Here is a 25,299-nt window from a genome sequence, read left to right on the forward strand (position 1 = left end):
GAGCTAATACCGAGGGTCAGCTGATTGAACACTGTTTAGTGAAGAGGTTGTGAAAAAGCTGCCCTGCATCAAGTAATAAGAACAGCCAAGTAAAAACAGCTTCTTATGTTTTTAACTTGGTTGGACTTATTACCGCAGATGCAAGCTTTTGAACACCATTTGTTCGGAAAAAGAGCGTGAGACAAAAGTGTTCTTTACTTTTGTCCCACGCTCTAAACACGTATAAACGGCGGAAGCAGAAGCAACTCCTTTGGAAATTAGCTGGAATTCACAAAAATTTGAAAAGCAATTTTCGTGAATTTCTTCTTATTTCTTGGAGTTAAACGCTTCTGTCCCAGCCTCTTTTTTGATCAGCATGATTTTATTCAGTTATCTTCAAAATGATTTTTCCGATGTTTTTGTTTGCTTCCATATATTCATGCGCTTGTTTGACTGCGCTGAATTGGAATGTACGGTCAATGATTGGCCGAATCTTGCCATTTTCTAGAAAAGGCCCAGCTTTTTGCATAAAAGTTTGTGCGAGCTCTGCTTTATACTGATCACTTCTAGGTGTCAATAATGTACCAAGCAGTTGGACACGTTTCCCAATCAATACACCAAGGTCTATCTCAGGCACGATGGTCCCACCTAGCATACCAATCAAGACCCAACGTCCATCAACGGCTATAGAAGCTAAATTCTTTTCCCAGTAAGAAGCGCCGATGAAATCCAAAATAACATCGATTCCCCGACCTTCAGTGATTTTTCGTACCTCTTCTTGAAAGTCTTGTTTTTTATAGTTGATCAATTCATCTGCACCAAGTTCTTTACAAAAGGCGAGTTTTTCTTCTGATCCTGCAGTAACGATGATTTTCGCGTGAGAAAGCTGTCTAGCTAATTGGATCGCTGCTGTTCCCACACCACTTGCTCCTGCATGGATCAAGACAGTTTCGCCTTCTTGTAATTTTCCAAGCCAGTAAAGTGTTTGATAAGCAGTCAAAAAAACTTCTGAGATTCCAGCAGCAGAAACATAGTCTAGCGTATCAGGGAGAAGGATTGCACGATCGGCAGGCATCACAGCATATTCGGCATAACCACCTAGATTGACTAATCCGTATACTTTTGTCCCAGGAGTAAAAGTGGAGATATCACTTTTATTCTCAACTACCTCTCCAGCTACTTCGACTCCCAAAATAGGGTAGGGAGGTTTCAAAGAGACTGATTCTCTTTTCATAATATCTGTTCGATTGACAGCTGCTGTATGGACTTTGATCAGTAATTCGCCTTGTTTTGGTTTAGGAACAGGCACTTCAATTTGTTCTAATACATCTACAGAACCAGGATGCTTGATTGAAATGGCACGCATGGATCTATCCCTCCTTTGCCCATTCTTGGAATGCTGTATTCAACTCTTTGCTACCTTCAGAAAGTACTAGAGTCGTACGAGAAATATCCGTTTCTTCCACTAGAGCGGCAAGTACAGCAGCAACTGTAGAGCGAGTGATCGTTTTTGATGCCTTCTCATTAGGCTTAGTTAATTGAATGGAAGTAACTTCTTCATCGTTAGTCAATGTGACTGGTTGAAGAATGACAAAATCTAAGTTAGTTCGTTTCAGCCATTCATCTGCATAATGTTTAGTAATATAATAATCTGTCATGGACTCAGGCCATTTTGCTGGTTCATCTGCATAAACAGCACTGACCATCAGATAGCGAGAGACATGCGCATTTTCAGCTGCGATCACTGTTTTGATTGCGCCATCCAAGTCTACTTGCAGAAGATTCTTTCCTTGAGAGCCGGCAGCAAAAATTAATACATCGATGCCTTTGAATGCTTCGGTCATTTTTTCCACGGACCAAGTTAAATCAAAAGAGACATACGAAACATTCTCTTTTTTTACTAATGTTTGGGAAGCGACATCTCTCACCCCTGCAAAAATTTCATGGGAACTTGGAGCTAAATCTTTTATCAGGTGTCGGCCAATTTGTCCGTTTGCACCTACAACAAAAATTTTCATTTGGATCATCCTTTCGACGTCAAATCTTTCCATTCAATAGTAACACCAAAAGAGAAAAAAATCAGAGATCGGCTACGATGACTATCAGTTAGTAAGAGAAGGGTGCTTGAAGTATCTTAACAAGACATTGCATACTGCTGCAGTCGCAAGACCTGCGACGATTCCTTCAGGTATACCACTTGTAAAAATAACCGCTAGAATAGCTGAATAAACAGCATTTAAATTTGTTCCGATGACTTTGGCATAATCTTGCTGGAATAAAAAGTAGATCATATTCATCACTAAAATCGTATTGGTCAATGAACCGGAAAGTCCAGCTAAGAATAAAGAAACGGAATCTGCTTTTTGTTTCATTAGTTTGCGCAGACCTTTATAAACGAAATAAGGAACCACCCCAATCAAGATACGAGGAATAAACGCGATCAGCAAGGCTTTCCAGCTTCCATGTTCTGTTCCGATGACTGGGATAAACGGAGAAAAGACAAAAGACAAAGGTGTTTGGATAACTGTGCTACGGATCATGCTGATCAGTCCAAATGTACCGCCAAGAAAAGCACCTAGTCTTGGTCCTAAAACGATCGAAGCAATGATTACAGGAATATGCATGGTTGTTGCATTGATTGGACCGATAGGGATAAAACCTAAAGGCGTAACAGCTAATAAAATCAAAATAGCTAAAAACATCGCAGTTAATGTAAAGTTTTTTGTATTTTTCATAAGTACTCCTTTTTTCTAAGCATTTCTTTCATTAAGAGTCAGCATGACCTGTTCGATGATCGTCTGAATATCAGCTAAGGCACCTTTTCCAAAATCTCCACAAGCTAAAAGAGATTCTCTTGGTTCAATTTCCTGATAGCCGACAGATCTCAATGTTTCCAGATTACGCTGAGTGATCGGGTTTTGATACATATTCGTGTTCATGGCAGGGGCAATCAATTTTGGTGTTCCCACTGGAAGCGCCATTGCGACTGTTGAAAGAAGATCGTCTGCAATGCCATTTGCTAGCTTGCCGATAATGTTTGCTGTAGCAGGCGCGATGAGAAACAAGTCAGCTTGTTTTGCTAGTTCGATATGATTGATTACCTGCGGATTTGATTCTTGCATGACGTCTGTATGGACTGCGCGCTTCGACAGAGATTGCAAGGTTAATGGCGTGATAAAATGTGTGCTGCTTTTAGACATAATCACATCTATCTGGGCACCTAATTTGACGAATTGACTTGTAAGATCAGCGCTTTTGTAAGCAGAAATACTTCCAGTAACGCCTAGTAAGATCTTTTTCATTTTGATTCCTCCAGTCTAATTTTCTCAGTAATCAATGCAGCAATCTCAGATTTACTTTGAGCTTCTTCCACTGTTCCATCTTTAGATAAGAGATAGCCGTGGTGTGTCTCGCCATGGATTTCCGTCAAATCATTTGCGAAAATAAAATCAGTTTTGTTATTTATCAGACTATTTTTTGCGACTGCCAGAAGAGATTCCTTTGGTACATCTACTAATAGTTTGAAACCAATGATTTTTGCTTTTGGCTGCCATTCACGTAGATAAGAAATGATTTTTGGTGTTTTCTTCAAAACGAGCACAAGATGCTCGGTGTCAGAAGAGATCTTTGAAACAGTGGTATCTGTCTGTTCATTTTCCGCAAACCAATTGTCCAGTTCTTCTTGCGTTGAAGAAGTGGGTAGGTTTTTTGCCAGCTGTTCTTCTGAAAAACTAAAAGCAGGAGTAAAATCACTGACTGCCATACTGTGGATAATCGCGTCGTAGTGTTCTTTTTTCGTTAGTGCTTCTAATTGTAAAAATAAGTCCAGTGCAGATTCGATCGTATAAATCGTTATATTGGAGTGTCTTTTCGGTTTCAGTGCTTGTTTCGTAGTCACGTAATCGATTGTGGTATCCGGATTGGCAGCTAAATAATCAGCTAATGCTTGCCCTAATCGTCCTGTCGAATGATTTGTAATAGCACGTACTTGATCGATTTTTTCAGTCGTTCCTCCAGCTGTGATTAGAATCTTCATTTATGGTCACCTACATTTACTAGTGTTCTTCCTTGGTGTGTTCCAGCAAGTAGTTTAGATGCTGTTTCAGGCAATTGATCCAGAGTAATCTCTTGGACGACCAGTTCATCTGCAATCTGCAAATCCGCCATCTGTTGCCATAAAGAAAGACGTTGATCTATTGGTACATTGACAGAATCAATTCCAATCAACTGGATGTTTCGCAGAATAAAAGGCAAGACAGTCGCGTTTAGTTTGATTCCCCCAGCATTGCCACATAAAGCTACTGCACCGTTATAAGAGATCAATGGAAGAAGACTACTTAGCTGCTCGCCACCTACTGTGTCGATGACATAGTCGATTTGCTGTTTTCCTAAAGCTTTTGTTGTCTCTGGCAGAAATTCATCAGGTCGTACGACTTGAGAAGCACCTAGACTTTTTAGCCATGTGACAGACTCTTCTTTTCTGGAAAAGGCAATGATTGACTGGAATCCTAGTTTATGTAACAGGGCTATCGCTGTACTGCCTACACCGCCAGAAGCACCAGTAACGACAACTTTTTTATCGGAGGTCATACCTTGACGGATTAAAGCGTTCACACACAACATAGCAGTAAACCCTGCTGTACCAAAAATCATCGCTTGACGCAGTGTCATATTTTTCGGTAGAGGGACTAACCAGTCTCCTGGTACTTTTTGGTATTGGCTGTAACCGCCTGGATAGGTGACACCAAGCCCAAAACCAGTAGCAAGTACAAGATCTTCTTTTGAAAAACGTGGATTGTTACTTTGGACGACAGTTCCGGATAAATCAATCCCTGGAGTCATCGGATATGTTCGTATCACCTGACCAGATTCGCTCATTGCCAATGCATCTTTATAATTGACATCAGAATAGGCAATTTTTACCAAGACTTCATTTTCAGCCAATTCAGTAAATGGCAGATCACTGATTGCTGTATGGAAAACAGGTTCCTTTATTACCTGAAAAGATCGAAAAGCGTTCATTCGTGAGACACTCCTTTTAAAATTTTCTTTTATCATACCATAAAGCCTACTCTTTTATTCTTGTTCTTCCGTAAATTTAGACAAAAATTAGGTGAAAAATAAAGAATCAAACAACTAGAATTTATTCCAAAAGATAAAGAAATATTCAGCAAAAAAAATTTTACAAAGGGTTGCCTTTTTCAATAAATTTCGTATACTAATACGAGTGGTAGTAAACAGGAAGTTTACTATTAGAAAACTTCGATTCGGAGGAAATTATGGAAATTGGTGAGAAGTTAAGAAATTTGCGCATCCAAAAGAATTTGACACAAGAAGAACTAGGCGAACGCACAGATTTGTCAAAAGGGTATATTTCCCAGTTGGAACGAGATTTAAGTTCACCATCAATGGAAACATTCTTTTCTATTCTTGAAGTCTTAGGTGTGACTCCAGAAGAATTTTTTCATCAAGAAGCAGCGAATCTGCAAGTGGTTTATTCAAAAGAAGATCATACGGTTTATTTTGATGAAGAAAACGGGTATGAATTGGAATGGCTCGTGGCTGATTCGAATGAAAAAGAAATGGAGCCTGTCTTGCTGACTTTTGAAGGTGCAGGAGAATATAAGACGTTTGAACCTTCATTATCTGAAACGTTTATTTTTGTATTAGAAGGGGAATTAGAGTTAAGCTTAGGAGAGACGGTCTATGTGGCAAAAGCAGGACAGTCGATCTATTATCAAGCGACAAAACAACATCAATTAAGGAATCATCTCAAAAAACGAACAAAAGTATTGATTGTTGCAACGCAATCATATTTGTAATATAGGGGGTAAAAACGTGGGGAAACCAATCATTTCATTTGATCAAGTAGTGAAACGCTATGATGATGAAACAGTATTAAAAAAAGTAAGTTTTGAGATCGAACAAGGAAAATTTTATACACTGCTTGGTCCTTCCGGCTGTGGTAAAACAACGATCCTACGTATTATAGCTGGATTCACCGAAGCTACAGAAGGGGACATCTATTTTGAAGGGAAACGGTTGAATGATTTGCCAGCTAATAAGCGACAAGTAAATACCGTCTTCCAAGATTATGCACTTTTTCCTCATATGAATGTTTTTGATAACGTTGCTTTTGGATTGAAGATCAAGAAAATGTCCAAATCAGATATCGAAAAGAAGGTAAAAGATGCTTTGCGTATGGTCCAGCTTCCTGGATACGAAAAACGGGAGATCAGTGAAATGTCTGGTGGTCAAAGACAGCGTGTAGCGATTGCACGAGCAATTGTAAATGAACCGAAAGTATTGCTACTAGATGAACCGTTATCGGCGCTTGATTTGAAACTACGTACAGATATGCAGTATGAACTGCGGGATCTGCAACAACGATTAGGAATCACGTTTATTTTTGTTACTCATGACCAAGAAGAAGCGTTGGCAATGAGTGATGAGATTTTTGTCATGAATAAAGGGAAAATCGTCCAAAGTGGTACACCTGTAGATATTTATGATGAGCCAATCAATCATTTCGTTGCTGATTTTGTTGGGGAGAGCAATATCGTGGACGGTGTAATGATCGAAGATAATCTAGTTGAGTTTGTTGGTAAGCAATTTGAATGTGTCGATGGCGGGATGCGTCTAAATGAACCAGTTGAAGTTGTTTTACGCCCAGAGGATTTGACGATCACGACACCAGATAAAGGAAAACTAGTCGTAACGGTTGATACTCAGCTGTTTCGTGGTGTCCATTATGAAATCATCTGTTATGATGAACAGCAAAATGAATGGATGGTCCATTCAACGAAAAAAGCTAAAGAAGGAAGCAAAGTAGGATTGGCCTTTGAGCCAGAAGATATCCATGTCATGCGTTTCAACGAGTCTGAAGAAGAATTCGATGCACGTCTTGACAGCTACGAAGAATAGGGGGGACAAGAATGAAAACAATGCGCAGGATCTATTCCGTCCCTTATATTTTGTGGCTCGGTTTATTCGTGATCGCGCCTGTATTAATGATCATTTATCAATCTTTTTTTGATATGAATGGGCAATTCACGCTGAATAATTATCTATCTTATTTTACGTCGGGGACATCGCTTTCTATGACGATCAATTCTGTATGGTATGCATTTTTGATCACGTTTTTCACGCTGATCATCAGTTACCCGACTGCTTATTTTTTAACAAAACTGAAGCACAAGCAATTATGGCTGATGCTGATTATTTTGCCTACATGGGTGAATCTGCTGCTTAAAGCTTACGCATTTATTGGAATTTTCAGTGTGCACGGCAGCGTGAATCATTTCTTTGATTTTATCGGGATCGGGCCGAAACAGATATTATTCACAGACTTCAGTTTTCTGTTCGTGGCAACGTATATCGAGATTCCATTTATGATTATGCCAATTTTCAATGCATTGGAAGAGATGAATCCTTCTTTGATCAGTGCCAGCAGAGATTTAGGCGCGAATAGCTTTGAGACCTTCCGACGAGTGATTTTTCCGTTATCATTAAATGGTGTGAAAAGCGGCGTCCAAGCAGTATTTATTCCTTCTCTTTCTTTATTCATGCTGACTCGTCTGATTGGCGGAAATCGGGTGATCACTTTAGGAACGGCTATCGAACAGCATTTCTTGGTTACACAAAACTGGGGGATGGGTTCTACAATCGGTGTGATTTTAATCATTGCTATGTTCATCGTGATGCTCCTGACAGGCGAGAAGAAAAAAGGAGGTCGCTCATAAATGAAAAAATTTAAATGGTCGTATCTTTATTTAGGGATTGTTTTTTTATTCTTATATGCACCGATCTTCTATCTGATTTTTTATTCCTTCAATGAAGGAGGAACGATGAACAGCTTTACAGGGTTTACTTGGGAAAATTATGAAGCTGTTTTTGAAGATACTCGTTTGATCATTATCGTATTGAATACGTTCATGCTGGCTTTCTTATCTGCATTGATCGCCACGATCATCGGGACATTTGGGGCTATGGGAATCTATTACACGAAGAAACGACGTGCACGGACAGCGTTGTTGAGCATGAATAACATCTTATTAGTCTCTCCTGATGTTATTATCGGTGCTAGTTTCTTGATTTTCTTTACACTACTAGGATTCGGATTAGGTTTTCAGAGTGTATTGCTTTCCCATATTGCTTTCAGCATTCCAATCGTCGTCTTGATGGTCTTGCCAAAATTGCAGGAAATGAACGATTCAATGGTCGATGCGGCTAGAGACCTTGGTGCTAATAATTTCCAAGTAGTCAAAAATATCATTTTGCCTTATCTTTCTCCAGGAATCATAGCTGGATATTTTATGGCATTTACTTATTCTCTTGATGATTTTGCGGTTACGTTTTTCGTCACAGGAAATGGCTTTACGACGCTCTCAGTAGAGATTTATTCTCGTGCAAGACAAGGAATCAGTTTAGAAATCAATGCGCTAAGTGCGTTAGTTTTCTTGTTCTCCATGATATTGGTCATTGGATACTACTTCATTAGTAAAGAAAACCGTCCAAAACGGCTGAAGAAAAACAGAAGAGTACGCGAGGGGGTGGCACGGCTGCGATGAAAAAATTACAATCTCTGTTTTTAGGTATTCTCATCATTATTGCGGTGCTGCTGCTTGGTGTTCGTCAACTTGAAAAAACAAGTGGCATGAGTGGAGCAAAGGTACTTACCATCTATAACTGGGGAGATTATATCGATCCTAGTCTGATCACGAAATTTGAAAAAGAATATGGATACAAAGTGAATTATGAAACATTTGATTCTAATGAAGCGATGTTCACAAAAATCCAGCAAGGTGGGACAAACTACGACATCGCTATACCAAGTGAATATATGATCCAAAAAATGATCAAAGAAAAACTAGTACTTCCATTAGATCATTCGAAGATCAAAGGATTAAATAATATTGATCCACGATTTTTAGACTTGGATTTTGATCCAGATAATCAGTATTCGATTCCATATTTTTGGGGAACTTTAGGGATCGTATATAACGATAAATTCTTTGATGCAGATCAAATTAAGCATTGGGATGATTTGTGGAAGCCGGAATTAAAAGACAGTTTGATGCTGATTGACGGTGCACGAGAAGTTATGGGGCTTTCTTTGAATAGTTTAGGCTATTCTTTGAATAGTAAGAATATGGCACAGCTGACAGAAGCAGCAAATAAATTGAATCATTTAACGCCAAATGTCAAAGCAATCGTGGCAGATGAGATCAAAATGTATATGATCAATGAAGAAGCCTCCGTGGCAGTGACATTTTCTGGCGAAGCTGCCGATATGATGTGGGAAAATGAACATTTACATTACGTAATCCCACCAGAAGGTTCCAATCTTTGGTTTGATAATATCGTTATGCCAAAAACCGTGAAAAATAAAGAAGGTGCCTATGATTTCATCAACTTTATGCTAGAACCGGAAAATGCGGCACAAAATGCAGAGTATATTGGTTATTCTACACCAAATGAAAAAGCAAAAGCGTTATTGCCAAAAGACATTTCGTCGGACGAACAATTCTATCCATCTGATGACACGATCTCCCATCTTGAAGTCTACGAAGATCTAGGATCGAAATACCTAGGCATCTATAATGACCTATTCTTAGAATTCAAGATGTATCGGAAATAGCGAGAAAATAAGCAAATTTGTATAACTATAATAAAAAGGACTTAGTTTTGATGGGAAATTTTTCAAAATTAAGTCCTTTTTTATGTGGTTGAAACGGGTATGATCATTTTAAGGAAGTGATCTAAGATGAAAGGACGACTGAACAATTATCATATTAGAAAAGCTTTATTGTATTCCACAAACCAATTACTAAGAATAACAAATTAGTTTTTGTTTGTTCTTATTCCCTATTGACTTTTCTTTCAAACATGCTATTCTAATTTTATTCTAATAGTATCCGATGAGAAGGAAAGTAGACAGAAAATGGTTCAAGAGAGGCTTTGGTTGGTGTAAAAAGCTAGAAGTTGACTGTCGAAAATGGCCTTAGAGGATTTTTTGTCGAAAGGTAGGCAAAAACGAACAGTCTTTCGTTACCAAGACCACTGATTTTATTGTCAGGCTGAGAGAAAGAATGTTTTTTCTGAAAAAAGGTGGTACCACGAGTATAATCGTCCTTTTACTAGTATTTGCTAGTAAAAGGATTTTTTTTTACAAAAAAACAAAGAAAAGAGTGAGTGAAATGAGCAAAAATAGACCATTTACAGTAGATCATGTCGGAAGTTTCTTACGCCCGCAATCGATCAAAGAAGCAAGAAAAAAAGTTCAAGAAGGCTTACTTTCAAAAGAAGAACTTCGTGCAATCGAAGACCAGGAAATAAAAAAATTAGTGGAAGACCAAAAAGCAGTCGGCATCAAAGGAATTACAGATGGTGAATTTCGGCGTGGATTTTGGCATCTTGATTTTTTAGAAGAACTAAATGGTATCGAAGGCTATGTTCCAGAAACTGGATATAATCAAACATTCCACGGAAAAGCAGCTCCAGCTTATAATATTCGGGTAGTAGATAAATTATCTTTCAATCCAAATCACCCATTTTTAAAAGATTTTGCTTTTCTGAAAGAAGTAGTGGAAACAGATGATACTTTTGTTGCAAAAGCAACGATCCCTAGTCCCACGATGATTTTACGACAAGAGATTCTATCTAATGATGGTTCTTCAAAAATCAAGGAGATTTATCCTGATCTAGCTGATTTTTATGAGGACTTGTCCTCTACTTACAAAGCAGCGATTCATGCTTTTTATGAAAAAGGTTGCCGTTACCTGCAATTCGATGATACAAATTGGGCGTTTCTAGCTGATCAAACTAAAAGAGAAGCACTTCTTCAAAAAGGAATTGATCCGAAAGAAATGGCCCATATTTGTACAGAGATTATCAATAATGCACTGGAAGACAAACCAGAAGATTTGACGATCACAACACATATCTGCCGCGGGAATCACGCTTCTTCTTGGCTGTTTTCCGGTGGATATGAACCCATTGCAGAAGAGTTGTTTTCAACAAATTATGATGGTTTCTTTTTGGAATACGATTCTGACCGAGCAGGAGATTTTACTCCTTTAAGACATTGGAGTAACAAAGAAAGTAAAGTTGTTTTAGGATTAGTTACTTCTAAGTTTCCAGATTTGGAAGATACGGAGAAAATAAAAGAACGAATAAAAGAAGCACAACAATTTGTACCATTGGAAAATCTAAGTATCAGTCCTCAATGTGGGTTTGCTTCAACAGAAGAAGGAAACCATTTAACAGAAGAAGAACAATGGAAGAAAATCCAATTATTGCAGCAAGTCGCAAAAGAAGTTTGGCTATAAAAATGTGAGGCTTGGCAAAAAAAAGCGTCCCAAAAAGTCGGCTTTTCATGGAGTGGAGAAATCCACTCTTTTTTATTTACCTTTTATATTATTTATTTGTTAAATAAATAGGAACAAAAAAATTAAATTACTTAATACACACATTAGGGATCATTCATTGAAGGATTAGAAGACAACGAGGATGGCGAAAAATATGATTACAATAGAAAAGTCGTTCTAAACAAATCAGTTCCTAGTATCACACAACGCAAGCCAGTCGATTTGGTGAGATTAGAGGAGTGAAAGCAAACTTTATTATATAAGAAAAAATATTCGAAAGGGATGCTAGTTTAGGTACTAGTGCTGATGAATTAATATTATGCCTCGTAATATTAGGCGTAGTTACTCTAGAGACATCACTATGGACTATGATTTGTCTCAGAGTCACAACATGTTTTTTTATGAAAAGAAACAGCTAAAATAATTAAATTGCGCAATGTTTAAACTTTCTTAAACTATAACCTAATAAATGTGAAGAAATAATGCACAATTTCTTCACATTTATCTTCTATTCTATATACATACCAACCAACAACCCTATATACTTTTTCATTTTTACTCCTCAAGTAAAAATAACTCCTAGACCGCGGCTACCCACCGCGGTCGTTTTTTTATTCTTCAATCAAAATCGCTTTGATACCCAAACCTGCCAAGATTCGGGCAGAAGTATAAGTATTCAATCCTCTTCTGAAAGTAATGTAAACTTTTTTATCTTTTGGGATTTCATTGATTCGATCTCGTAACTCATTCATTGGAATATTTTTTGTTGCCGAGATACTGCCAGAAGGTGCTTTATTAGGTTCACGTATATCTAAAAAGAACGCTTCTTTCAAATCGTTTTCGGGTATATCACTTGCTTTGATCGTTTCTACGATATTCGTCATTTGATTGATTGCGACATAACCAGCTATATTCAACGGGTCACGGGTAGTAGAATACGGTGGAGAGTAAGGCAACTCCAAATCAGGCAAATCAAAGACTGTCAAGTTTCCGGTGATCGCTACAGAAAGTTCTCCCATCCGTTTATCGACACCTTTTTCTCCAAATGCTTGTCCACCTAAAATACGACCGCTATCTGCATCAAAAATCAGCTTTAGATTTAATCTTGTAGCTTCTGGATAGAAATAGGCATGGTCAAAAGGAGTGATAAAAACAGTTTTATAATTTGTTATGCCTGATGCTTTTAATGCATGTTCTGTCATTCCCGCATAACTTGCTGTATGATCAAAGATTTTTGCGACACCTGCACCAATATATCCGCGATAGCGCATAGGCGTACCATTTAAAATATCTGCCAACATATGTCCTTGACGATTGGCCGCACTGGAAAGCATACTTTGGATCGGCTGACCAGTCACTACACTAGTCGTTTCGATAATATCGCCAATCGCATAGATGTCCGGCAGATTGGTTTGTAACTGGTCATCAACAATGATCTGGCCTGTATCTGATAATTGTATGCCGGTTGCTTTCACCACTTCATTATTCGGAGAAACACCAACAGCAAAAATTAGCATATCAGCAGAAAGGACGGAGCCATCTGATAATACTATTTCTCGACCTTTATCACGGATCTCAGTAACTCTTGTTTCTAAATGAACGGCTAATCCTTCTTTCAGCAATTTGTCATAAACTAAATCAGCAATTTCTGGATCATAAGGGAAAGCGACTTGTGGCAATTGATCGATTAAAGTCACGTCTAAGCCGCGATGCTTGAAATTCTCAGCTAATTCCAGACCCATAACACCTGCACCAAGAATGACGACATGTTGTGGATTTTTTTCTTCAAGGAACGATTTGATTCGATCCGCATCCGTCACACTACGGAGGACAAAGCCGTTTTCTGCTTCAAAAACTCCGGGAATATCCGGATAATCTGGTCTAGCACCAGAAGAGATGATCAACTTATCGTAATCTGTTTTTGTTTCTTCATTTGTGGATAGGTCTTTAACTGTTAATCGCTTAGTAGAAGGATCGATTGCTGTTACTTCGTGTTTAGTAAAGACATCGATGTTGTTTTTTGTTTTCAATATTTCTGGTGTACGTTCGATCAGCGAGTCACGGTCAGTGATCACACCTCCTAAATAATAAGGCAAAGCACAACTTGCATAAGAAATATTTTCTCCGCGTTCATAGATAATGATTTCGTGCGCTTCATTCAATCGACGGAAACGAGTGGCAAATGAAGGACCGCCAGCTACACCGCCAATGACAACAACTTTCATAAAAACATCTCCTTTTCTACGTTGATCGTACTATGTTATGGTAAAAAACAGCAAATAATTGTGCCGGAAAATTATTGTTTATTTTGTCAGTAGAGAAAAATAGTAAGAAAAAGAGAAAGGTTTCGCTATGTTTCTGCATAAAAAAGAAAGAGGCTATGACAACAGTGCTGTCACAACCTCTTTCCATTGGCTTTTAATTCTCGTATTCTTCTAATTCCAAGCTTAGTTCTTCCCATTCCGTCAATTTTGTTTCTTGATCTTGTCTAGCAGCTTCTAAATCTTGGTTCAGCTCATTGAGTTTTACGTGATCTTCCAGGTTTTCTGGCGCGACCATTTCTTGTTCCAACTGATCGATCCATTCATCGATCCGCGCCATTTCTTCTTCAACCTGAGTAATTTTTCGTTGAAGGCTACGGATAAGCTTTTGCTGTTCTTTGCTTTGGTAATAATCAGATTTGTTCGTGGGAGCAGGAGCAGATTCTGGCTCATCTTGTGCCAACAATTCGGCGATTTCTTCTTCTTCCTGCTTTTTCTCTAAATAATAATCATAGTCTCCTAGATAGACTTTGCTGCCATTTTCAGAGAGTTCGACGACTTTTGTCGCGATCCGATTGATGAAATATCGGTCATGGGAAACAAAAAGCAGTGTGCCGTCATAATCGATCAATGCATTTTCTAATACTTCTTTGTTGTCAATATCTAAATGGTTTGTTGGTTCATCCAAAATCAAAAAGTTTTCTTTGTTCATCGCTAACTTGGCTAAAGCAACCCGTGCTTTTTCACCGCCACTTAGCAGAGGGATTGGTTTTTCTACATCTTCGCCAGAAAATAAGAAAGCACCTAAAGCACTTCGAATCTCTTTTTCTGGAGTGGTAGGATGCTCATCCCACAATTCTGCTAGGATCGTCTTGTTTGTATGCAGATCAGCTTGACCTTGATCGTAATAGCCGATGGTGACATTTGTCCCTAGCGTTTCTTTTCCACGGATAAAAGGGATCTGGTGAATGATTGATTTCAGCAATGTCGATTTCCCGATACCATTCGGACCTACTAGAGCAATCGCTTCTTGACGACGGATATCTAGATTGATTGGTTCAGATAAGGTGACATTATCATATCCGATAGCGGCATCTTCGATTTGCAAGACTACATTTCCAGAAGGCTTTTCTATACTGAATAGAAAGTTTGCTTGTTTTTCATCCCCTTGAGGACGATCCAGCCGGTCCATTTTTTCTAATGTCTTTCTGCGGCTTTGCGCTCGTTTTGTGGTAGAGGCGCGAACAAGGTTCCGAGCAACGAAGTCTTCTAATTTATGGATTTCTGTTTGCTGCTTTTCATAAGCCTTCCATTCACTTGCTAGCTGTTCTGCTTTCAAATCTAGATATTTCGAATAGTTACCTTTGTAATGGCGCATTTTTCTTCTGCTTAATTCATAGACTTCATTGACTACTTTATCTAAAAAATAACGGTCATGGGAAACAATCAATAATGCACCAGTATAGCTTTGCAGATAATTCTCAAGCCAGGAAAGCGTCTCGATATCTAAATGGTTCGTTGGTTCATCTAGAATCAAAATGTCAGGGTGTTGCAAAAGCATGCGAGCTAAAGCTAAACGAGTGCGCTGTCCGCCTGATAAAGTATCGATTTTCTGATCATAAAATGAAGAATCGAATTTAAACCCATGCAATACGGAACGAATTTCATTTTCATAACCATAGCCGTTTCGATCTGAAAAATCGTGTTGCAGCCGGTCGTATTCTTTTAAATAAGAAGTATATGCAGGTGTGTCTGGCGTACCTTCGCTAATGAAAATCTCTAGCTCGCGCATCCGCTCTTCCATTTGTCTAACTTGTTCAAAAGCTTTCAGCATCTCGTTCCAAACTGTTTCATTGGAATCAAGTCCTGTGTCCTGAGCGAGGTATCCGAGAGTCGCTGTTTTATTTTTAGCGATCTTTCCTTCATCAGGTGCTTCAATTCCAGCAATGATCTTCAATAAAGTCGATTTTCCAGCGCCATTTCTACCAACTAAAGCGACACGAGCGCCTGTACTGATTTCTAAATGTATGTTTTCAAATAAGACTTCTGCACCAAAATGGCGAGCAATCTGATTGGCTTGTAATAATATCATGGAATCCTCTTTTCTACTTTGTGAATTCTCCTCAAATAAAAAACTATTTTTCAATTAGTAGTCTACCATAAATTCCATTATACTGCGAGATTTGCAGAAATGATAAATAAATGAATAAAGAATAAAATTTCACAATATCTGAGCAATGGAATTGATTTTTTCCTATAAATACTGCTATGATGGAGAAATCAAAGATGTAATTAGACAATACGTGGAGGTCATTTCGTGAAAGATCATATTATTCCAAAGGCGACAGCTAAAAGACTGCCTTTGTATTATCGCTATTTAAGGATTTTAAATAATGCTGGAAAGAAAAAAGTGTCTTCAACTGAATTAAGTGAAGCCGTTCAAGTAGATAGTGCAACGATCCGTCGAGATTTTTCTTATTTTGGCGAATTAGGAAAACGTGGGTATGGTTATGATGTAGAAGATCTTATGCACTTTTTTGCAAAGACATTAAACGACGATCAATTGACAAATGTTGCGCTGATCGGTGTAGGGAACTTGGGAAGTGCTTTACTAAAATACAAATTCCATCAAAGTAATAGCATACGTATCAGTTGTGCTTTTGATGTGAATGAGGAAATCGTTGGGCGCATCGTAGACGGTATCCCCGTTTATCCAATGGAAGATATGTCAGAACAAATCAAGATCCAACAAATCGAAGTAGCAATTTTAACGATACCCGCTGAAAGAGCACAAGAAGTAGTCAATCAGTTAACGGAAGCAGGAATCAAAGGAATCTTGAACTTTACCGCTGCTCGATTGAATGCTCCGTCAGATGTATTGATCCAAAATGTTGATTTGACGAATGAATTGCAAACCTTGATCTATTTCTTGCATTCTGACGCAAATGCGCATTCCGAAAATACAGCAGAATAAAAATAAAAAGCGATTGAACAAATGAAGGCAAAACTTTCACTTGTTCAATCGCTTTTTTCTGTTTGGACAACGATTATTTTGTTCGGAAGATTTCTTCATAAGAAAGGGAATCATCTTCTGCTGTCAGTTCATCTAGTAGATAACGGATTTTTTTAAAGTCGATGAACCGTGCTTGCCGAAAGACTTCTTTTCCTTGATGAAAAATCAGGACAACTGGCGCAGTCAGCACTTCAAATTTACTAGCTACTTCTGGTGTTTCAAATGCATCCAAATGAAGTGCCGGAATATCATAATGTGTGAGCAGTTCTTCTAGTCGTGGACGAACAGCGTGACAAACACTGCAATTAGGCATCGAAAGATAAACGACGACAACGGATGATTGTTGCAGTATGTCTTGAACTTCAGTCAAGTTAGTGGTTTGTTTCATTTTTATTCTCCCTTTTGTGATAGAAGTGATATGTATGAGACCTTAATTTAATGGGAATAACAGAAAAAGTCAATTGAAGTGCTTTGGTAAAAAATAAGAGTTGTGTAAAAATTTACAGAGCAACTTGTTTTTTTTTGAATAAAAGCGTATATTTGCAAAGCGAATGAACTAGAAATAAAAAGGAGGAAACTCATGTTTTCTTTTATTCCAAATTCGGTTTTGCAGATGAGTACGATTTTCTTATCGATCGTTATTGAAGCATTACCTTTCGTATTATTAGGCTGTCTTATCTCAGGCGCCTTACAAGTATTTTTGACCCCAGAACGTGTGAAGAGATGGCTTCCTGAAAATCGTATATTCTCTATTTTTACTGGTTCGATCTTAGGATTTTTCTTTCCTTCATGTGAATGCGGCATCGTACCGATCGTTCATCAATTTGTTAAAAAAGGCGTACCAGTTCACACAGCGTTTGCTTTTATGCTGACTGCTCCGATCATCAATCCAATCGTGATTTTTTCCACTTTTATCGCATTTGGCAATTCTTGGCAGATGGCAAGCTGGCGGGTGATAGGCAGCTTTTTTGTTGCCCTTGTGATTGGTGTCTGGCTTGCCTATTTTCAAAAAGACGCTGTATTGAAAGAAAAAATCACGTCTAAAGTAGCAGAAAATCACCATCATCATGTCCATGAAGAAGAACAAAGTGAGAAGAATGAACCAAAAAATCAGCTGATCCATCAAACTGGGCATGTGTTGACACATTCAATCGACGAATTTTTTGATACAGGTCGTTATTTGATCATTGGCGGATTAATCGCAGCTGCGATGCAGACTTATTTACCAACTAGAATTATGCTAACGCTCGGCTCAACAAAGATTTTAGCCATTATCATCATGCTGTTATTGGCCTTTACGATGTCTCTTTGCTCAGAAGCAGATGCGTTTATAGGATCTTCTTTGTTAAGTCTGTTCGGCACAGCACCTGTAGCTGCCTTTTTGGTCTTTGGCCCAATGGTCGATATCAAAAATCTACTGATGATGAAACGATATTTTACAGGACGCTTTATTTTATCGCTGATCGGACTGATTGCCCTTAGCGTTATTGGATTCACATTATTTATTTAGGAGGAAAAATATGCTGCGGTTTTTGATTTTATCTGGGTATTTCGAATTGATGATGTACTTGCAAGTTTCTGGCAAACTCGATCAATATATCAATGTCCATTATCGCTACTTAGCTATTCTTTCAATGATTTTATCTGCTCTTTTGGCTTTAGTTCAGCTGTATTTGTGGGTCAAAAACGGAAAAGCAGAGGAAAAGGCACACGAGCACGATCATGACCATGGGTTGTCAAAACCTTATCAACGTGGAATCGCTTATGTACTGCTAGCTTTGCCAGTAATCGTGGGGACGTTGTTTCCAACAGTTAGTCTCGACACTACGATCGTAGAAGCCAAAGGATTTAATTTCCCAGTAAGTAAAGAATCAGTAGGGGATCCGGAGATGCAGACACAATACTTAAAGCCGGATACCAGTATTTATTTCAACAAATCAGACTACTTAGACCAAATGAATGAGTTGAAAGAAAAGTATGGGGATAAGCAAACTATCAAGATCACAGATGAAAACTATTTAGAAGTTATGGAGCTAATTTATAATTACCCTAGCGAATTCATTGGCAAAAAAATCAGCTATGAAGGATTTGTTTACCAAACACCGAACGATAGCAATACAGATATCTTCTTGTTCCGATTCGGCATTATCCATTGTGTGGCAGATTCAGGAGTCTTTGGTTTGTTGACGCATATGCCGGAAGGAGTAACGGTTAAAAATGATGAATGGTATAAAATAGAAGGAACCATCCAATCAGACTATTATCAACCATTCAAGCGTGAAATCCCATCTGTAGTTGTTACAAACGCTGAGAAAGTCTCTGCTCCGAAAAATCAGTATGTGTATCGTTCTTTTTAAAAGAACAAAATAAATAAACATAGCTCAGACAGCTGACACGCAAGGACGTCGGTTGTCTGGCTTTTTTTGCATGATGTATTCATTTGTTTGATATTTATTTTAGAAGCAGCATCCTGAAAGTATTTGATATCGGTTTCAAAGGTGTTGGAAAAGATTGTGAAGAGAATTACAATTTATTCCTAACATGTATGTTGAAAAGTTGTATGAAATGATTTTGATAGTAAAATATCGAGTGGAGGTACTTTTTATGGTAACGCGTATATTTATTTTGGATGATAGTTTGGTTTTTGAAAAAATGCTAGTAGAAATTTTGGAAGAATCCAGAATTTTATTAAGTCCTTGGAAATTTGAGATCGTTCAGGGATTGAACGTTATACAATTTGTTGAATTCATTAAAAATAATGAAATCTATTCCTCAGATATTTTTTTCCTAGACATCGATTTGAACGCCTATTATAGCGGTATCGAACTAGGCGAAATGCTTAGAGAAAAGAATGAAAAGTGTAAAATTGTTTATCTAACGTCTCATCCGAATAAAGCAATAACTGTTATTAATCGAAAGATTACGCCTAGTGGTTATTTGATAAAAGAATTCACTTATGAAAAAAATAAAAAAAGCATCCAAAGTTACTTATTGAAAGAAAAAGAAAACTATCCTGTTCAACATGCTACGAAAAAAAGGTGGACAACTGTCCGTTATGGTAATAGCGATCACTATGTCCATTACGATGAAATCCTTTATCTAATGAGCATGCCAGGTTATAAAAATAAAATAGGCCTAGTATTGAAAGATGAAGAGATTCTCGTAAACGGCACAATTAAAAAATATAAAAAATCACTCGAATATGAGTATTTATGTAAAGATTTAAAAGCTTATATCATTAATACTGAAAACATCACATCTATTAGCAGAGTAAACGAAATAGTAACATTTGCAAATGGAGAACAACTAGAGATGGGAAAGAGAAGTATTGATAAATTAAAGAATTTTATGCAAGAAAAGATAGAAAATGAATCATTTTAAAGAAAACAAAGACTCATATCTTACCTGTTAGAAGAGTGTTTTCCTGTAGAAGAGAACAACCCAAGTAGCAGCCTAGTCGTTTCTATCCTTTTTTGTTATGCACTCTTTTTGACATTTACTCCACCAATAACGAAGGGTACAATAAAAAGTAATAACAAACAAAAGGAGTACAGAAATGATTGAATTCATCAATGTAAGTAAAAGTTACGGGAAAAAACAAGCATTAAAAGACTTGTCTCTCTCGATAAGACAAGGGGAAATTTTTGGATTTTTAGGACATAATGGTGCCGGAAAATCAACTACGATTAAAAGTTTAGTTAGTATTATTGAACCATCATCGGGAACGATTTTAGTAGATGGAATGAAATTGACGGAAAATCGCTTGAGTATCAAACAAAAAATCGGTTATGTGCCTGATTCCCCAGATATTTTTTTACAATTGACGGCTGGAGAATATTGGGACTTGATTTCAGCTGCCTATGAATTAGACACACAAAAAAAAGAAAAGCGTTTAGCAGAATTGACAGCGCTTTTTGATATGTATAGTCATCAAAATGAAACAATCGCAAGTTTTTCACATGGAATGCGTCAAAAAACGATTTTGATCGGCACGTTGCTGCCAGATCCAGATATTTGGGTATTGGATGAACCTTTGCAAGGACTTGATCCTCAAGCAGCATTTGATTTGAAAGAAATGATGAAGGCTCATGCCGCAAAAGGAAAAACAGTCATTTTTTCTACACATGTATTGGATACCGCACAACAGTTATGCGATAAACTGGCTATTTTGAAGAAAGGTGAATTGATTTATCAGGGGGCAGTTAGTGAATTATTGAATGGCTCACCTGATGAAACGCTAGAAAAGATTTATTTGAAAATGGCTGGAAGGCAAGCGACAGGAGATGGACCGTATGTATAAGCGACAATTATTAGAATTAATTCGAGTTAATCTTTTATATGTTAATCCACAGCTCACGAATAAAGCAAGAGAGAAAGGAAAAAAGGGAAAGCGATTAACTATCTATCTTTTGTCTCAAAATCTTTTTTCAGGGCTGATTTTTTTACTGATTTACGGATTTGCTATGTTTGCTATGAACTTTGTTAAATTGCCAGGTTTCTTTACTTATTACGTGGCACTTTTTGGTATGTTAGGTTTAACTCAAAGTATATCAGTCATTTATAATATCTTTTTTGAAGGAAATGACCTGCAAGTATTTTTGCCTCTGCCTTTTGGACAAGGACAGGTTTTTTCAGCAAAGATTTTGGTAGTTGCTTTGACCATCATCCCTTTTGTTTTTCCGCTTCTAGTCATGTTTATTTTAACCGGATGGCGAGCTGATCTAGGGATTTTGCTTACTATCATTATCTCAATCCTTTTGTTTTCTCTATTTTTGATTATTCTTTTTTGTCTGGCTAGTTTGATTGTTTTTGGTTTGGCTCGAACAGCAGTGTTTAAAAAACATAGAAAAACAGTTTCTAGTATCTTGCTTGGCAGCTCGATGCTGATCGCATTTGCTGGAATCATGTGGATGAATCATCAAACGGGGACTATTGAAAATGAGTTAACAGATCGGCATCCGATTTCGATATTATTGCCATTCTATGATGCTGCCAGTCAGCCACTTTCTCAACAAGGTTTATTGGGTTGGGGAATACTAGCTATCACGGCTCTGGGATTTTTCCTTGCTGTAAAACAGCTGATAGTACCAAAGCTTACAGAGCAACTGACTGATTCAAACAGTGAGTTCAAAATAAAAAGAACCCATAAAAAGAACCAAAATGTGCATCAGCTTTTATTTAGTTACAATGCTCAATTAGTAAAAGAACCTAATTTGATTATGCAAGTTCTTTCTTCTTCCTTGTTAACTCCAATCATTTTTATTCTTGCTTTTGCCCTAGGAGGCGAAATAAAATTAACTGATTTAGATAATAAGTTAATCGGTGTTGTTTTCCTGGTAGGGATCGCATTGGCTTTCTTAACAGTTAATCAGACTTCTTTTATCAGTAATCTTATTTCTTTGGATCAAGAAAATTTTCTGTTTATCCGTTCTTTGCCAATCTCTATGAACCAATATTTAAAAGAAAAGTTCAGATTCGGATGGATATTGCAGAGTTTTTTAACTGGTGGGATCGCATTATTAAGCGGACTGTCTTTTCAGCTGCCTTTGTTTTTTATCCCTAGCTTGCTATTTGGTTCTTTATTCGGTTGCTACTTATTGTCACTACGTTATTTCGCTAGAGATTATCGGTTGCTGCTGCTGAACTGGACCAATATTAACCAATTATTTAACAGAGGTTCAGGAAGTTTGGGTTTAGTCGCAACTATGATGGGTTCATTGATCATCAGTATTATTCTTATCGTCTTATACGGAATGTTGGCTTTGTTTTATCCATTTTGGTTAGTGAATATTCCTGTGATCGGTTTAGTTCTAATACTTTCCGCTCTATGGATCGTTTATTATCAACGAACGTTTTGGAAAAAATTTGAATAAAGAAGAGGGGCCGTGACAAAAATCATGTCGCAGCCCCTTTTTTACAGATAGAGGGTGTTCAAAAGTCAGTTTCTCAGTATTAAGTCAATTTTATGTAAAAATGTGAGAAGCTATTTTTACAAAACTTTTTTTAATACTCATAATTACTTCTTATTGCTCCTGCGGTTACTTGTCGCAATGTTTGTGAGATATTTTGTCATCGCTCAAGGCTGAACGTCTCTTTCACAACCTTTTCTTTGTTACACTTCGTTTATTTAAAAAGCCGTTTTTTTCGTTTCATCATGATTGCGTCACGCTTTACTTTGAAATTACGGATGTTATGGTTAAAGACTTCTGATAATACAAGACCTAAAGCGATTGCTCCAGCAATCATAATTGCTTGGACCGCATAATGAGCCGCTTCTCGATAGGATTCAGTAACGAGATTCCGAACCGCTTGATAAGCTAAACCACCAGGGACTAGAGGAACCATCCCGGGAATATTGAAAATCGTTACGGGCATTTTCAAACGTTTAGAGAAAAGATCGCTGATGAATGCTACTCCTAAAGAACCAAGCAATGAACCAAAAGCAGCAGATCCGCCTATTTGAACACAGATCCAGTAGATCATCCAGCCAAAAGCACCAGAAAGACCACAACAAATCAATGAACGCCTAGGTACATTTGTAATAACGGCAAATGCCGCAGTCGCTAAAAAACTAAAAGAAAACTGAATAAATATCGTCCCCATACTTGTGTTCCTTTCCTAATAAAAAAGCTGGAAAATAAAAGCAATCGCAAAACCGATCATCGTAGCGGTCATCATCGCTTCTGTTCCGCGAGAAACTCCTGAGACATAATGTCCAGCTAGCAAATCACGGATAGCGTTCGTAATTTGAACTCCAGGAACTAAAGGCATCACACATCCGATAATGATTAGATCCTGATTGCTTCCTAAGCCAAAACGTACGCTGTAGATAGCGGCTATGCCAATCAATAAAGAAGATAAAAATTCCGATAAAAATTTGATTCTAAAAAATTTCAAACTATATAGATAAGCTGCGTATCCCAATCCTCCAATGACTAAAGTTACAGGTAAATCGGTCATCTTTCCGCCAAATAACACCATAATTGTTCCACTGATCACTGCCGCGCTAACGATTTGCAACCAGACAGGAAAGAAAGAACGGTCTCGGTCGATTGCTTGCAGTTCGCAGTAAAGTTCTTCTAATGTTAGCTCTGAAGCAACATATTTACGTGAAAGATCATTTACTTTTACTACTTTTTCTAAATTAATCGAACGGTTGGTAATTTGTTCCATTCGGATGGTCGAGGTACGATCAAGACCAATAAAGAGACCGGTTTGAGTGACATAGCTGACCAAACGGAAATTTCCAGAAGCTAAAGCAATTCGACTCATCGTATCTTCTACCCGATACATCTCCGCATTGCTTTCCATCATGATTTTCCCAGCGAGTAAACAAGTGTCCAGCAACAGATCTAATTCTTTTCCCGTCATAGCATCTTCTCCAATAATTGATTGATTAGTTTTATTTTACTACAAAACATACCAGAAGCGTAAAGAATAAAAAAACTTGAGGAAGGAATAAAAGAGGCGTATACTGTTTTTGTATTGCGGGTGTAGTTTAGTGGTAAAATCCCAGCTTCCCAAGCTGATGTCGCGGGTTCGATTCCCGTCACCCGCTTAAAATAGGTTGTGAAAAAGCTGCTCTGCAACAAGTAATAAGAACAGCCAAGCAAAAACAACTTCTTATGTTTTTAACTTGGATGGACTTATTACCGCAGATGCAAGCTTTTGCGCACCGTTTACCAAGCGGTTTTGAAATCAGTGTATTGTCTTGAGTATGAAGAAAATTTTTGAATAATAATAAATACCTTACAGATAGAGTGGTGACTGATTAGAGACGAGGAATCCGTCTCTTTTTTGTATTTTTAAGCCATCTTAAAACAGGTTTTATTTTTTGCTGTTTCTATTTCTTTCTAGTATTTATTTATAGGGGAACATATGTTAAGATTTAGGGAGCTGTTAGTAAAGGAGTAAAGAAATGAGCAAAAAAACAACCAAGGCGATCGTGGGGATCGTCGCTGCTGTGATTGCAGGGGCATTCGGTGTTTCCACCACACAAAAAGATTCAGATATCTTTCAGCAGATTACAACTATTTTTGATTCCACACCACAAGCTTCTCAAGTAGCGGATGTGCCAGAATATGATGGAAAACATCAAGAAATAGAAATCAATGGGAATCAGCCGGAATTTACAAAAGAGGATCTTAGCCTTTCCAAAGAGACATGGGAAAGCTATTCAAATATTGATAAATTGAACAGAGTAGGACAAGCCAATGCTATGCTTGGAAAAGATTTGTTCCCTACTGAAAAGAGAGAGCCTTTGTATATTGACCCGACAGGTTGGAAACAAAAGAAATTAAGTGACGGGCAATGGTTATATAATCGCAGCCATTTAATTGGTTTCCAGCTGACTGGTCAAAATAACAACATTAAAAACTTGATGACAGGGACACGTTCGTTGAATGCTCCATACATGCTTGCTCACGAAAATGATATTGCGGCATATATCAAAGAAACAAATCATCATGTACGCTACCGTGTCACTCCTCATTTTGAGGGGGATGAACTGGTAGCCAGGGGAGTGCAATTGGAAGCAGAAAGCATTGAAGACAAAAAAATTGAATTCAATGTCTTTATCTACAATGTTCAAGATGGCTACACGATCAATTATGAGACAGGACAAGCAACAAAAACAAAAAATTAGTAGCAGCTATTCGAATTTTTTATGAATATTATG

The 25,299-nt window shown here is 37.7% G+C and carries 24 protein-coding genes, 1 tRNA gene and 1 other annotated feature; of the genes, 14 read left to right on the forward strand and 11 right to left on the reverse strand.

What is annotated here, in order from left to right:
- Positions 1 to 361 precede the first annotated feature (361 nt).
- The 6 genes from PYW34_RS02975 to PYW34_RS03000 all read right to left on the reverse strand — a co-directional run bounded on the left by PYW34_RS02975 (position 362) and on the right by PYW34_RS03000 (position 5,001).
- Positions 362 to 1,345: an NAD(P)H-quinone oxidoreductase gene (locus tag PYW34_RS02975; RefSeq protein WP_002323326.1), complete on the reverse strand. Its 984-nt coding sequence runs from the start codon at positions 1,343 to 1,345 to the stop codon at positions 362 to 364.
- Between the two features lie 4 nt (positions 1,346 to 1,349).
- Positions 1,350 to 1,997, reverse strand: coding sequence for an NAD(P)-binding oxidoreductase (locus tag PYW34_RS02980; RefSeq protein WP_002323325.1), 648 nt, complete (start codon positions 1,995 to 1,997; stop codon positions 1,350 to 1,352).
- Between the two features lie 84 nt (positions 1,998 to 2,081).
- Positions 2,082 to 2,714: an ECF transporter S component gene (locus PYW34_RS02985; protein ID WP_002287046.1), complete on the reverse strand. Its 633-nt coding sequence runs from the start codon at positions 2,712 to 2,714 to the stop codon at positions 2,082 to 2,084.
- 15 nt (positions 2,715 to 2,729) lie between these two features.
- Positions 2,730 to 3,281 (reverse strand): phosphopantothenoylcysteine decarboxylase, encoded by a 552-nt coding sequence (gene coaC, locus PYW34_RS02990; RefSeq protein ID WP_002323324.1) that lies wholly within the window; start codon positions 3,279 to 3,281, stop codon positions 2,730 to 2,732.
- Entirely contained in the window at positions 3,278 to 4,015 is a 738-nt protein-coding gene (locus PYW34_RS02995) for a phosphopantothenate--cysteine ligase (protein WP_002293460.1), read from the reverse strand. The genes coaC and PYW34_RS02995 overlap by 4 nt, the downstream gene beginning before the upstream one ends.
- Positions 4,012 to 5,001: an oxidoreductase gene (locus PYW34_RS03000; RefSeq protein WP_002323323.1), complete on the reverse strand. Its 990-nt coding sequence runs from the start codon at positions 4,999 to 5,001 to the stop codon at positions 4,012 to 4,014. Before PYW34_RS03000 ends, PYW34_RS02995 begins: the two co-directional genes overlap by 4 nt.
- Positions 5,002 to 5,258: 257 nt before the next feature.
- Here PYW34_RS03000 and PYW34_RS03005 point away from each other — a divergent pair, with 257 nt between their 5' ends.
- From PYW34_RS03005 to PYW34_RS03030, 6 genes are all read left to right on the forward strand, one after another.
- Positions 5,259 to 5,801, forward strand: coding sequence for a helix-turn-helix domain-containing protein (locus PYW34_RS03005; protein WP_002287040.1), 543 nt, complete (start codon positions 5,259 to 5,261; stop codon positions 5,799 to 5,801).
- Positions 5,802 to 5,817: 16 nt separating this feature from the next.
- Positions 5,818 to 6,903 carry an ABC transporter ATP-binding protein gene (locus PYW34_RS03010; protein WP_002287039.1) on the forward strand — a complete coding sequence of 362 codons (1,086 nt, stop codon included), beginning with the start codon at positions 5,818 to 5,820 and terminating at the stop codon, positions 6,901 to 6,903.
- An 11-nt stretch (positions 6,904 to 6,914) separates the two neighbouring features.
- Positions 6,915 to 7,721 carry an ABC transporter permease gene (locus PYW34_RS03015; RefSeq protein ID WP_002287038.1) on the forward strand — a complete coding sequence of 269 codons (807 nt, stop codon included), beginning with the start codon at positions 6,915 to 6,917 and terminating at the stop codon, positions 7,719 to 7,721.
- Positions 7,722 to 8,549, forward strand: coding sequence for an ABC transporter permease (locus PYW34_RS03020; protein ID WP_002287036.1), 828 nt, complete (start codon positions 7,722 to 7,724; stop codon positions 8,547 to 8,549).
- A complete protein-coding gene (locus tag PYW34_RS03025) occupies positions 8,546 to 9,619 on the forward strand; it encodes an ABC transporter substrate-binding protein (RefSeq protein WP_002293464.1) in 1,074 nt (357 codons plus the stop codon). The genes PYW34_RS03020 and PYW34_RS03025 overlap by 4 nt, the downstream gene beginning before the upstream one ends.
- A 271-nt stretch (positions 9,620 to 9,890) precedes the next feature.
- Positions 9,891 to 10,118, forward strand: a binding site (T-box leader).
- 60 nt (positions 10,119 to 10,178) lie between these two features.
- Positions 10,179 to 11,309: a 5-methyltetrahydropteroyltriglutamate--homocysteine S-methyltransferase gene (locus PYW34_RS03030; RefSeq protein WP_002295032.1), complete on the forward strand. Its 1,131-nt coding sequence runs from the start codon at positions 10,179 to 10,181 to the stop codon at positions 11,307 to 11,309.
- Between the two features lie 650 nt (positions 11,310 to 11,959).
- On the opposite strand, the gene PYW34_RS03035 is transcribed toward PYW34_RS03030, so the two are convergent.
- Positions 11,960 to 13,573 carry an FAD-dependent oxidoreductase gene (locus PYW34_RS03035; RefSeq protein ID WP_002323591.1) on the reverse strand — a complete coding sequence of 538 codons (1,614 nt, stop codon included), beginning with the start codon at positions 13,571 to 13,573 and terminating at the stop codon, positions 11,960 to 11,962.
- A 193-nt stretch (positions 13,574 to 13,766) separates the two neighbouring features.
- Positions 13,767 to 15,701, reverse strand: a complete 1,935-nt coding sequence (locus tag PYW34_RS03040; RefSeq protein WP_002323592.1) for an ABC-F family ATP-binding cassette domain-containing protein — start codon at positions 15,699 to 15,701, stop codon at positions 13,767 to 13,769.
- Positions 15,702 to 15,926: 225 nt separating this feature from the next.
- Between PYW34_RS03040 and PYW34_RS03045 the strand changes: the two genes are divergently transcribed.
- On the forward strand, positions 15,927 to 16,583 hold the full coding sequence (locus PYW34_RS03045; protein ID WP_002287746.1) for a redox-sensing transcriptional repressor Rex: 657 nt from the start codon (positions 15,927 to 15,929) through the stop codon (positions 16,581 to 16,583).
- A 73-nt stretch (positions 16,584 to 16,656) separates the two neighbouring features.
- On the opposite strand, the gene PYW34_RS03050 is transcribed toward PYW34_RS03045, so the two are convergent.
- Entirely contained in the window at positions 16,657 to 17,010 is a 354-nt protein-coding gene (locus PYW34_RS03050) for a thioredoxin family protein (protein ID WP_002323593.1), read from the reverse strand.
- Between the two features lie 192 nt (positions 17,011 to 17,202).
- On the opposite strand from PYW34_RS03050, the gene PYW34_RS03055 reads away from it, so the two are divergent.
- The 5 genes from PYW34_RS03055 (at position 17,203) to PYW34_RS03075 (ending at position 22,495) form a co-directional block, all read left to right on the forward strand.
- Entirely contained in the window at positions 17,203 to 18,132 is a 930-nt protein-coding gene (locus tag PYW34_RS03055) for a permease (protein WP_002287744.1), read from the forward strand.
- 10 nt (positions 18,133 to 18,142) lie between these two features.
- On the forward strand, positions 18,143 to 18,979 hold the full coding sequence (locus PYW34_RS03060) for a TIGR03943 family putative permease subunit (protein WP_002287743.1): 837 nt from the start codon (positions 18,143 to 18,145) through the stop codon (positions 18,977 to 18,979).
- A gap of 247 nt (positions 18,980 to 19,226) precedes the next feature.
- Complete coding sequence (locus PYW34_RS03065; protein ID WP_002325087.1) at positions 19,227 to 20,003, forward strand: LytR/AlgR family response regulator transcription factor; 777 nt, start codon at positions 19,227 to 19,229, stop codon at positions 20,001 to 20,003.
- 175 nt (positions 20,004 to 20,178) lie between these two features.
- Complete coding sequence (locus PYW34_RS03070) at positions 20,179 to 20,922, forward strand: ABC transporter ATP-binding protein (protein ID WP_002287741.1); 744 nt, start codon at positions 20,179 to 20,181, stop codon at positions 20,920 to 20,922.
- A complete protein-coding gene (locus tag PYW34_RS03075) occupies positions 20,915 to 22,495 on the forward strand; it encodes a hypothetical protein (protein WP_002323596.1) in 1,581 nt (526 codons plus the stop codon). The genes PYW34_RS03070 and PYW34_RS03075 overlap by 8 nt, the downstream gene beginning before the upstream one ends.
- 250 nt (positions 22,496 to 22,745) lie before the next feature.
- Here the strand turns inward: PYW34_RS03075 and PYW34_RS03080 are convergent, their stop codons facing one another.
- Together PYW34_RS03080 and PYW34_RS03085 are read right to left on the reverse strand one after the other, a co-directional pair.
- Entirely contained in the window at positions 22,746 to 23,225 is a 480-nt protein-coding gene (locus PYW34_RS03080) for a threonine/serine exporter family protein (protein ID WP_002289868.1), read from the reverse strand.
- A 15-nt stretch (positions 23,226 to 23,240) separates the two neighbouring features.
- Complete coding sequence (locus tag PYW34_RS03085; RefSeq protein ID WP_002289867.1) at positions 23,241 to 23,993, reverse strand: threonine/serine exporter family protein; 753 nt, start codon at positions 23,991 to 23,993, stop codon at positions 23,241 to 23,243.
- Positions 23,994 to 24,109: 116 nt separating this feature from the next.
- On the opposite strand from PYW34_RS03085, the gene PYW34_RS03090 reads away from it, so the two are divergent.
- Together PYW34_RS03090 and PYW34_RS03095 are read left to right on the forward strand one after the other, a co-directional pair.
- A tRNA-Gly gene (locus PYW34_RS03090) sits at positions 24,110 to 24,180 on the forward strand.
- 360 nt (positions 24,181 to 24,540) lie between these two features.
- Positions 24,541 to 25,266, forward strand: a complete 726-nt coding sequence (locus tag PYW34_RS03095) for a DNA/RNA non-specific endonuclease (protein WP_002334451.1) — start codon at positions 24,541 to 24,543, stop codon at positions 25,264 to 25,266.
- Positions 25,267 to 25,299: the final 33 nt, after the last annotated feature.

The organism is Enterococcus faecium, assembly GCF_029023785.1.
Lineage (GTDB): Bacteria > Bacillota > Bacilli > Lactobacillales > Enterococcaceae > Enterococcus_B > Enterococcus_B faecium.

Bases quoted from the DNA above. Each gene is read 5' to 3' on its own strand.
- PYW34_RS02975 (WP_002323326.1), bottom strand. From the start codon at position 1,345: ATGCGTGCCATTTCAATCAAGCATCCTGGTTCTGTAGATGTATTAGAA.
- PYW34_RS03070 (WP_002287741.1), top strand. From the start codon at position 20,179: ATGATTGAATTCATCAATGTAAGTAAAAGTTACGGGAAAAAACAAGCA.
- PYW34_RS03075 (WP_002323596.1), top strand. From the start codon at position 20,915: ATGTATAAGCGACAATTATTAGAATTAATTCGAGTTAATCTTTTATAT.
- PYW34_RS03085 (WP_002289867.1), bottom strand. From the start codon at position 23,993: ATGACGGGAAAAGAATTAGATCTGTTGCTGGACACTTGTTTACTCGCT.
- PYW34_RS03035 (WP_002323591.1), bottom strand. From the start codon at position 13,573: ATGAAAGTTGTTGTCATTGGCGGTGTAGCTGGCGGTCCTTCATTTGCC.
- coaC (WP_002323324.1), bottom strand. From the start codon at position 3,281: ATGAAAAAGATCTTACTAGGCGTTACTGGAAGTATTTCTGCTTACAAA.
- PYW34_RS03060 (WP_002287743.1), top strand. From the start codon at position 18,143: ATGCTGCGGTTTTTGATTTTATCTGGGTATTTCGAATTGATGATGTAC.
- PYW34_RS03095 (WP_002334451.1), top strand. From the start codon at position 24,541: ATGAGCAAAAAAACAACCAAGGCGATCGTGGGGATCGTCGCTGCTGTG.
- PYW34_RS02995 (WP_002293460.1), bottom strand. From the start codon at position 4,015: ATGAAGATTCTAATCACAGCTGGAGGAACGACTGAAAAAATCGATCAA.
- PYW34_RS03055 (WP_002287744.1), top strand. From the start codon at position 17,203: ATGTTTTCTTTTATTCCAAATTCGGTTTTGCAGATGAGTACGATTTTC.
- PYW34_RS03000 (WP_002323323.1), bottom strand. From the start codon at position 5,001: ATGAACGCTTTTCGATCTTTTCAGGTAATAAAGGAACCTGTTTTCCAT.
- PYW34_RS03005 (WP_002287040.1), top strand. From the start codon at position 5,259: ATGGAAATTGGTGAGAAGTTAAGAAATTTGCGCATCCAAAAGAATTTG.
- PYW34_RS03030 (WP_002295032.1), top strand. From the start codon at position 10,179: ATGAGCAAAAATAGACCATTTACAGTAGATCATGTCGGAAGTTTCTTA.
- PYW34_RS02985 (WP_002287046.1), bottom strand. From the start codon at position 2,714: ATGAAAAATACAAAAAACTTTACATTAACTGCGATGTTTTTAGCTATT.
- PYW34_RS03080 (WP_002289868.1), bottom strand. From the start codon at position 23,225: ATGGGGACGATATTTATTCAGTTTTCTTTTAGTTTTTTAGCGACTGCG.
- PYW34_RS03050 (WP_002323593.1), bottom strand. From the start codon at position 17,010: ATGAAACAAACCACTAACTTGACTGAAGTTCAAGACATACTGCAACAA.
- PYW34_RS03015 (WP_002287038.1), top strand. From the start codon at position 6,915: ATGAAAACAATGCGCAGGATCTATTCCGTCCCTTATATTTTGTGGCTC.
- PYW34_RS03020 (WP_002287036.1), top strand. From the start codon at position 7,722: ATGAAAAAATTTAAATGGTCGTATCTTTATTTAGGGATTGTTTTTTTA.
- PYW34_RS03040 (WP_002323592.1), bottom strand. From the start codon at position 15,701: ATGATATTATTACAAGCCAATCAGATTGCTCGCCATTTTGGTGCAGAA.
- PYW34_RS03025 (WP_002293464.1), top strand. From the start codon at position 8,546: ATGAAAAAATTACAATCTCTGTTTTTAGGTATTCTCATCATTATTGCG.
- PYW34_RS03065 (WP_002325087.1), top strand. From the start codon at position 19,227: ATGGTAACGCGTATATTTATTTTGGATGATAGTTTGGTTTTTGAAAAA.
- PYW34_RS02980 (WP_002323325.1), bottom strand. From the start codon at position 1,997: ATGAAAATTTTTGTTGTAGGTGCAAACGGACAAATTGGCCGACACCTG.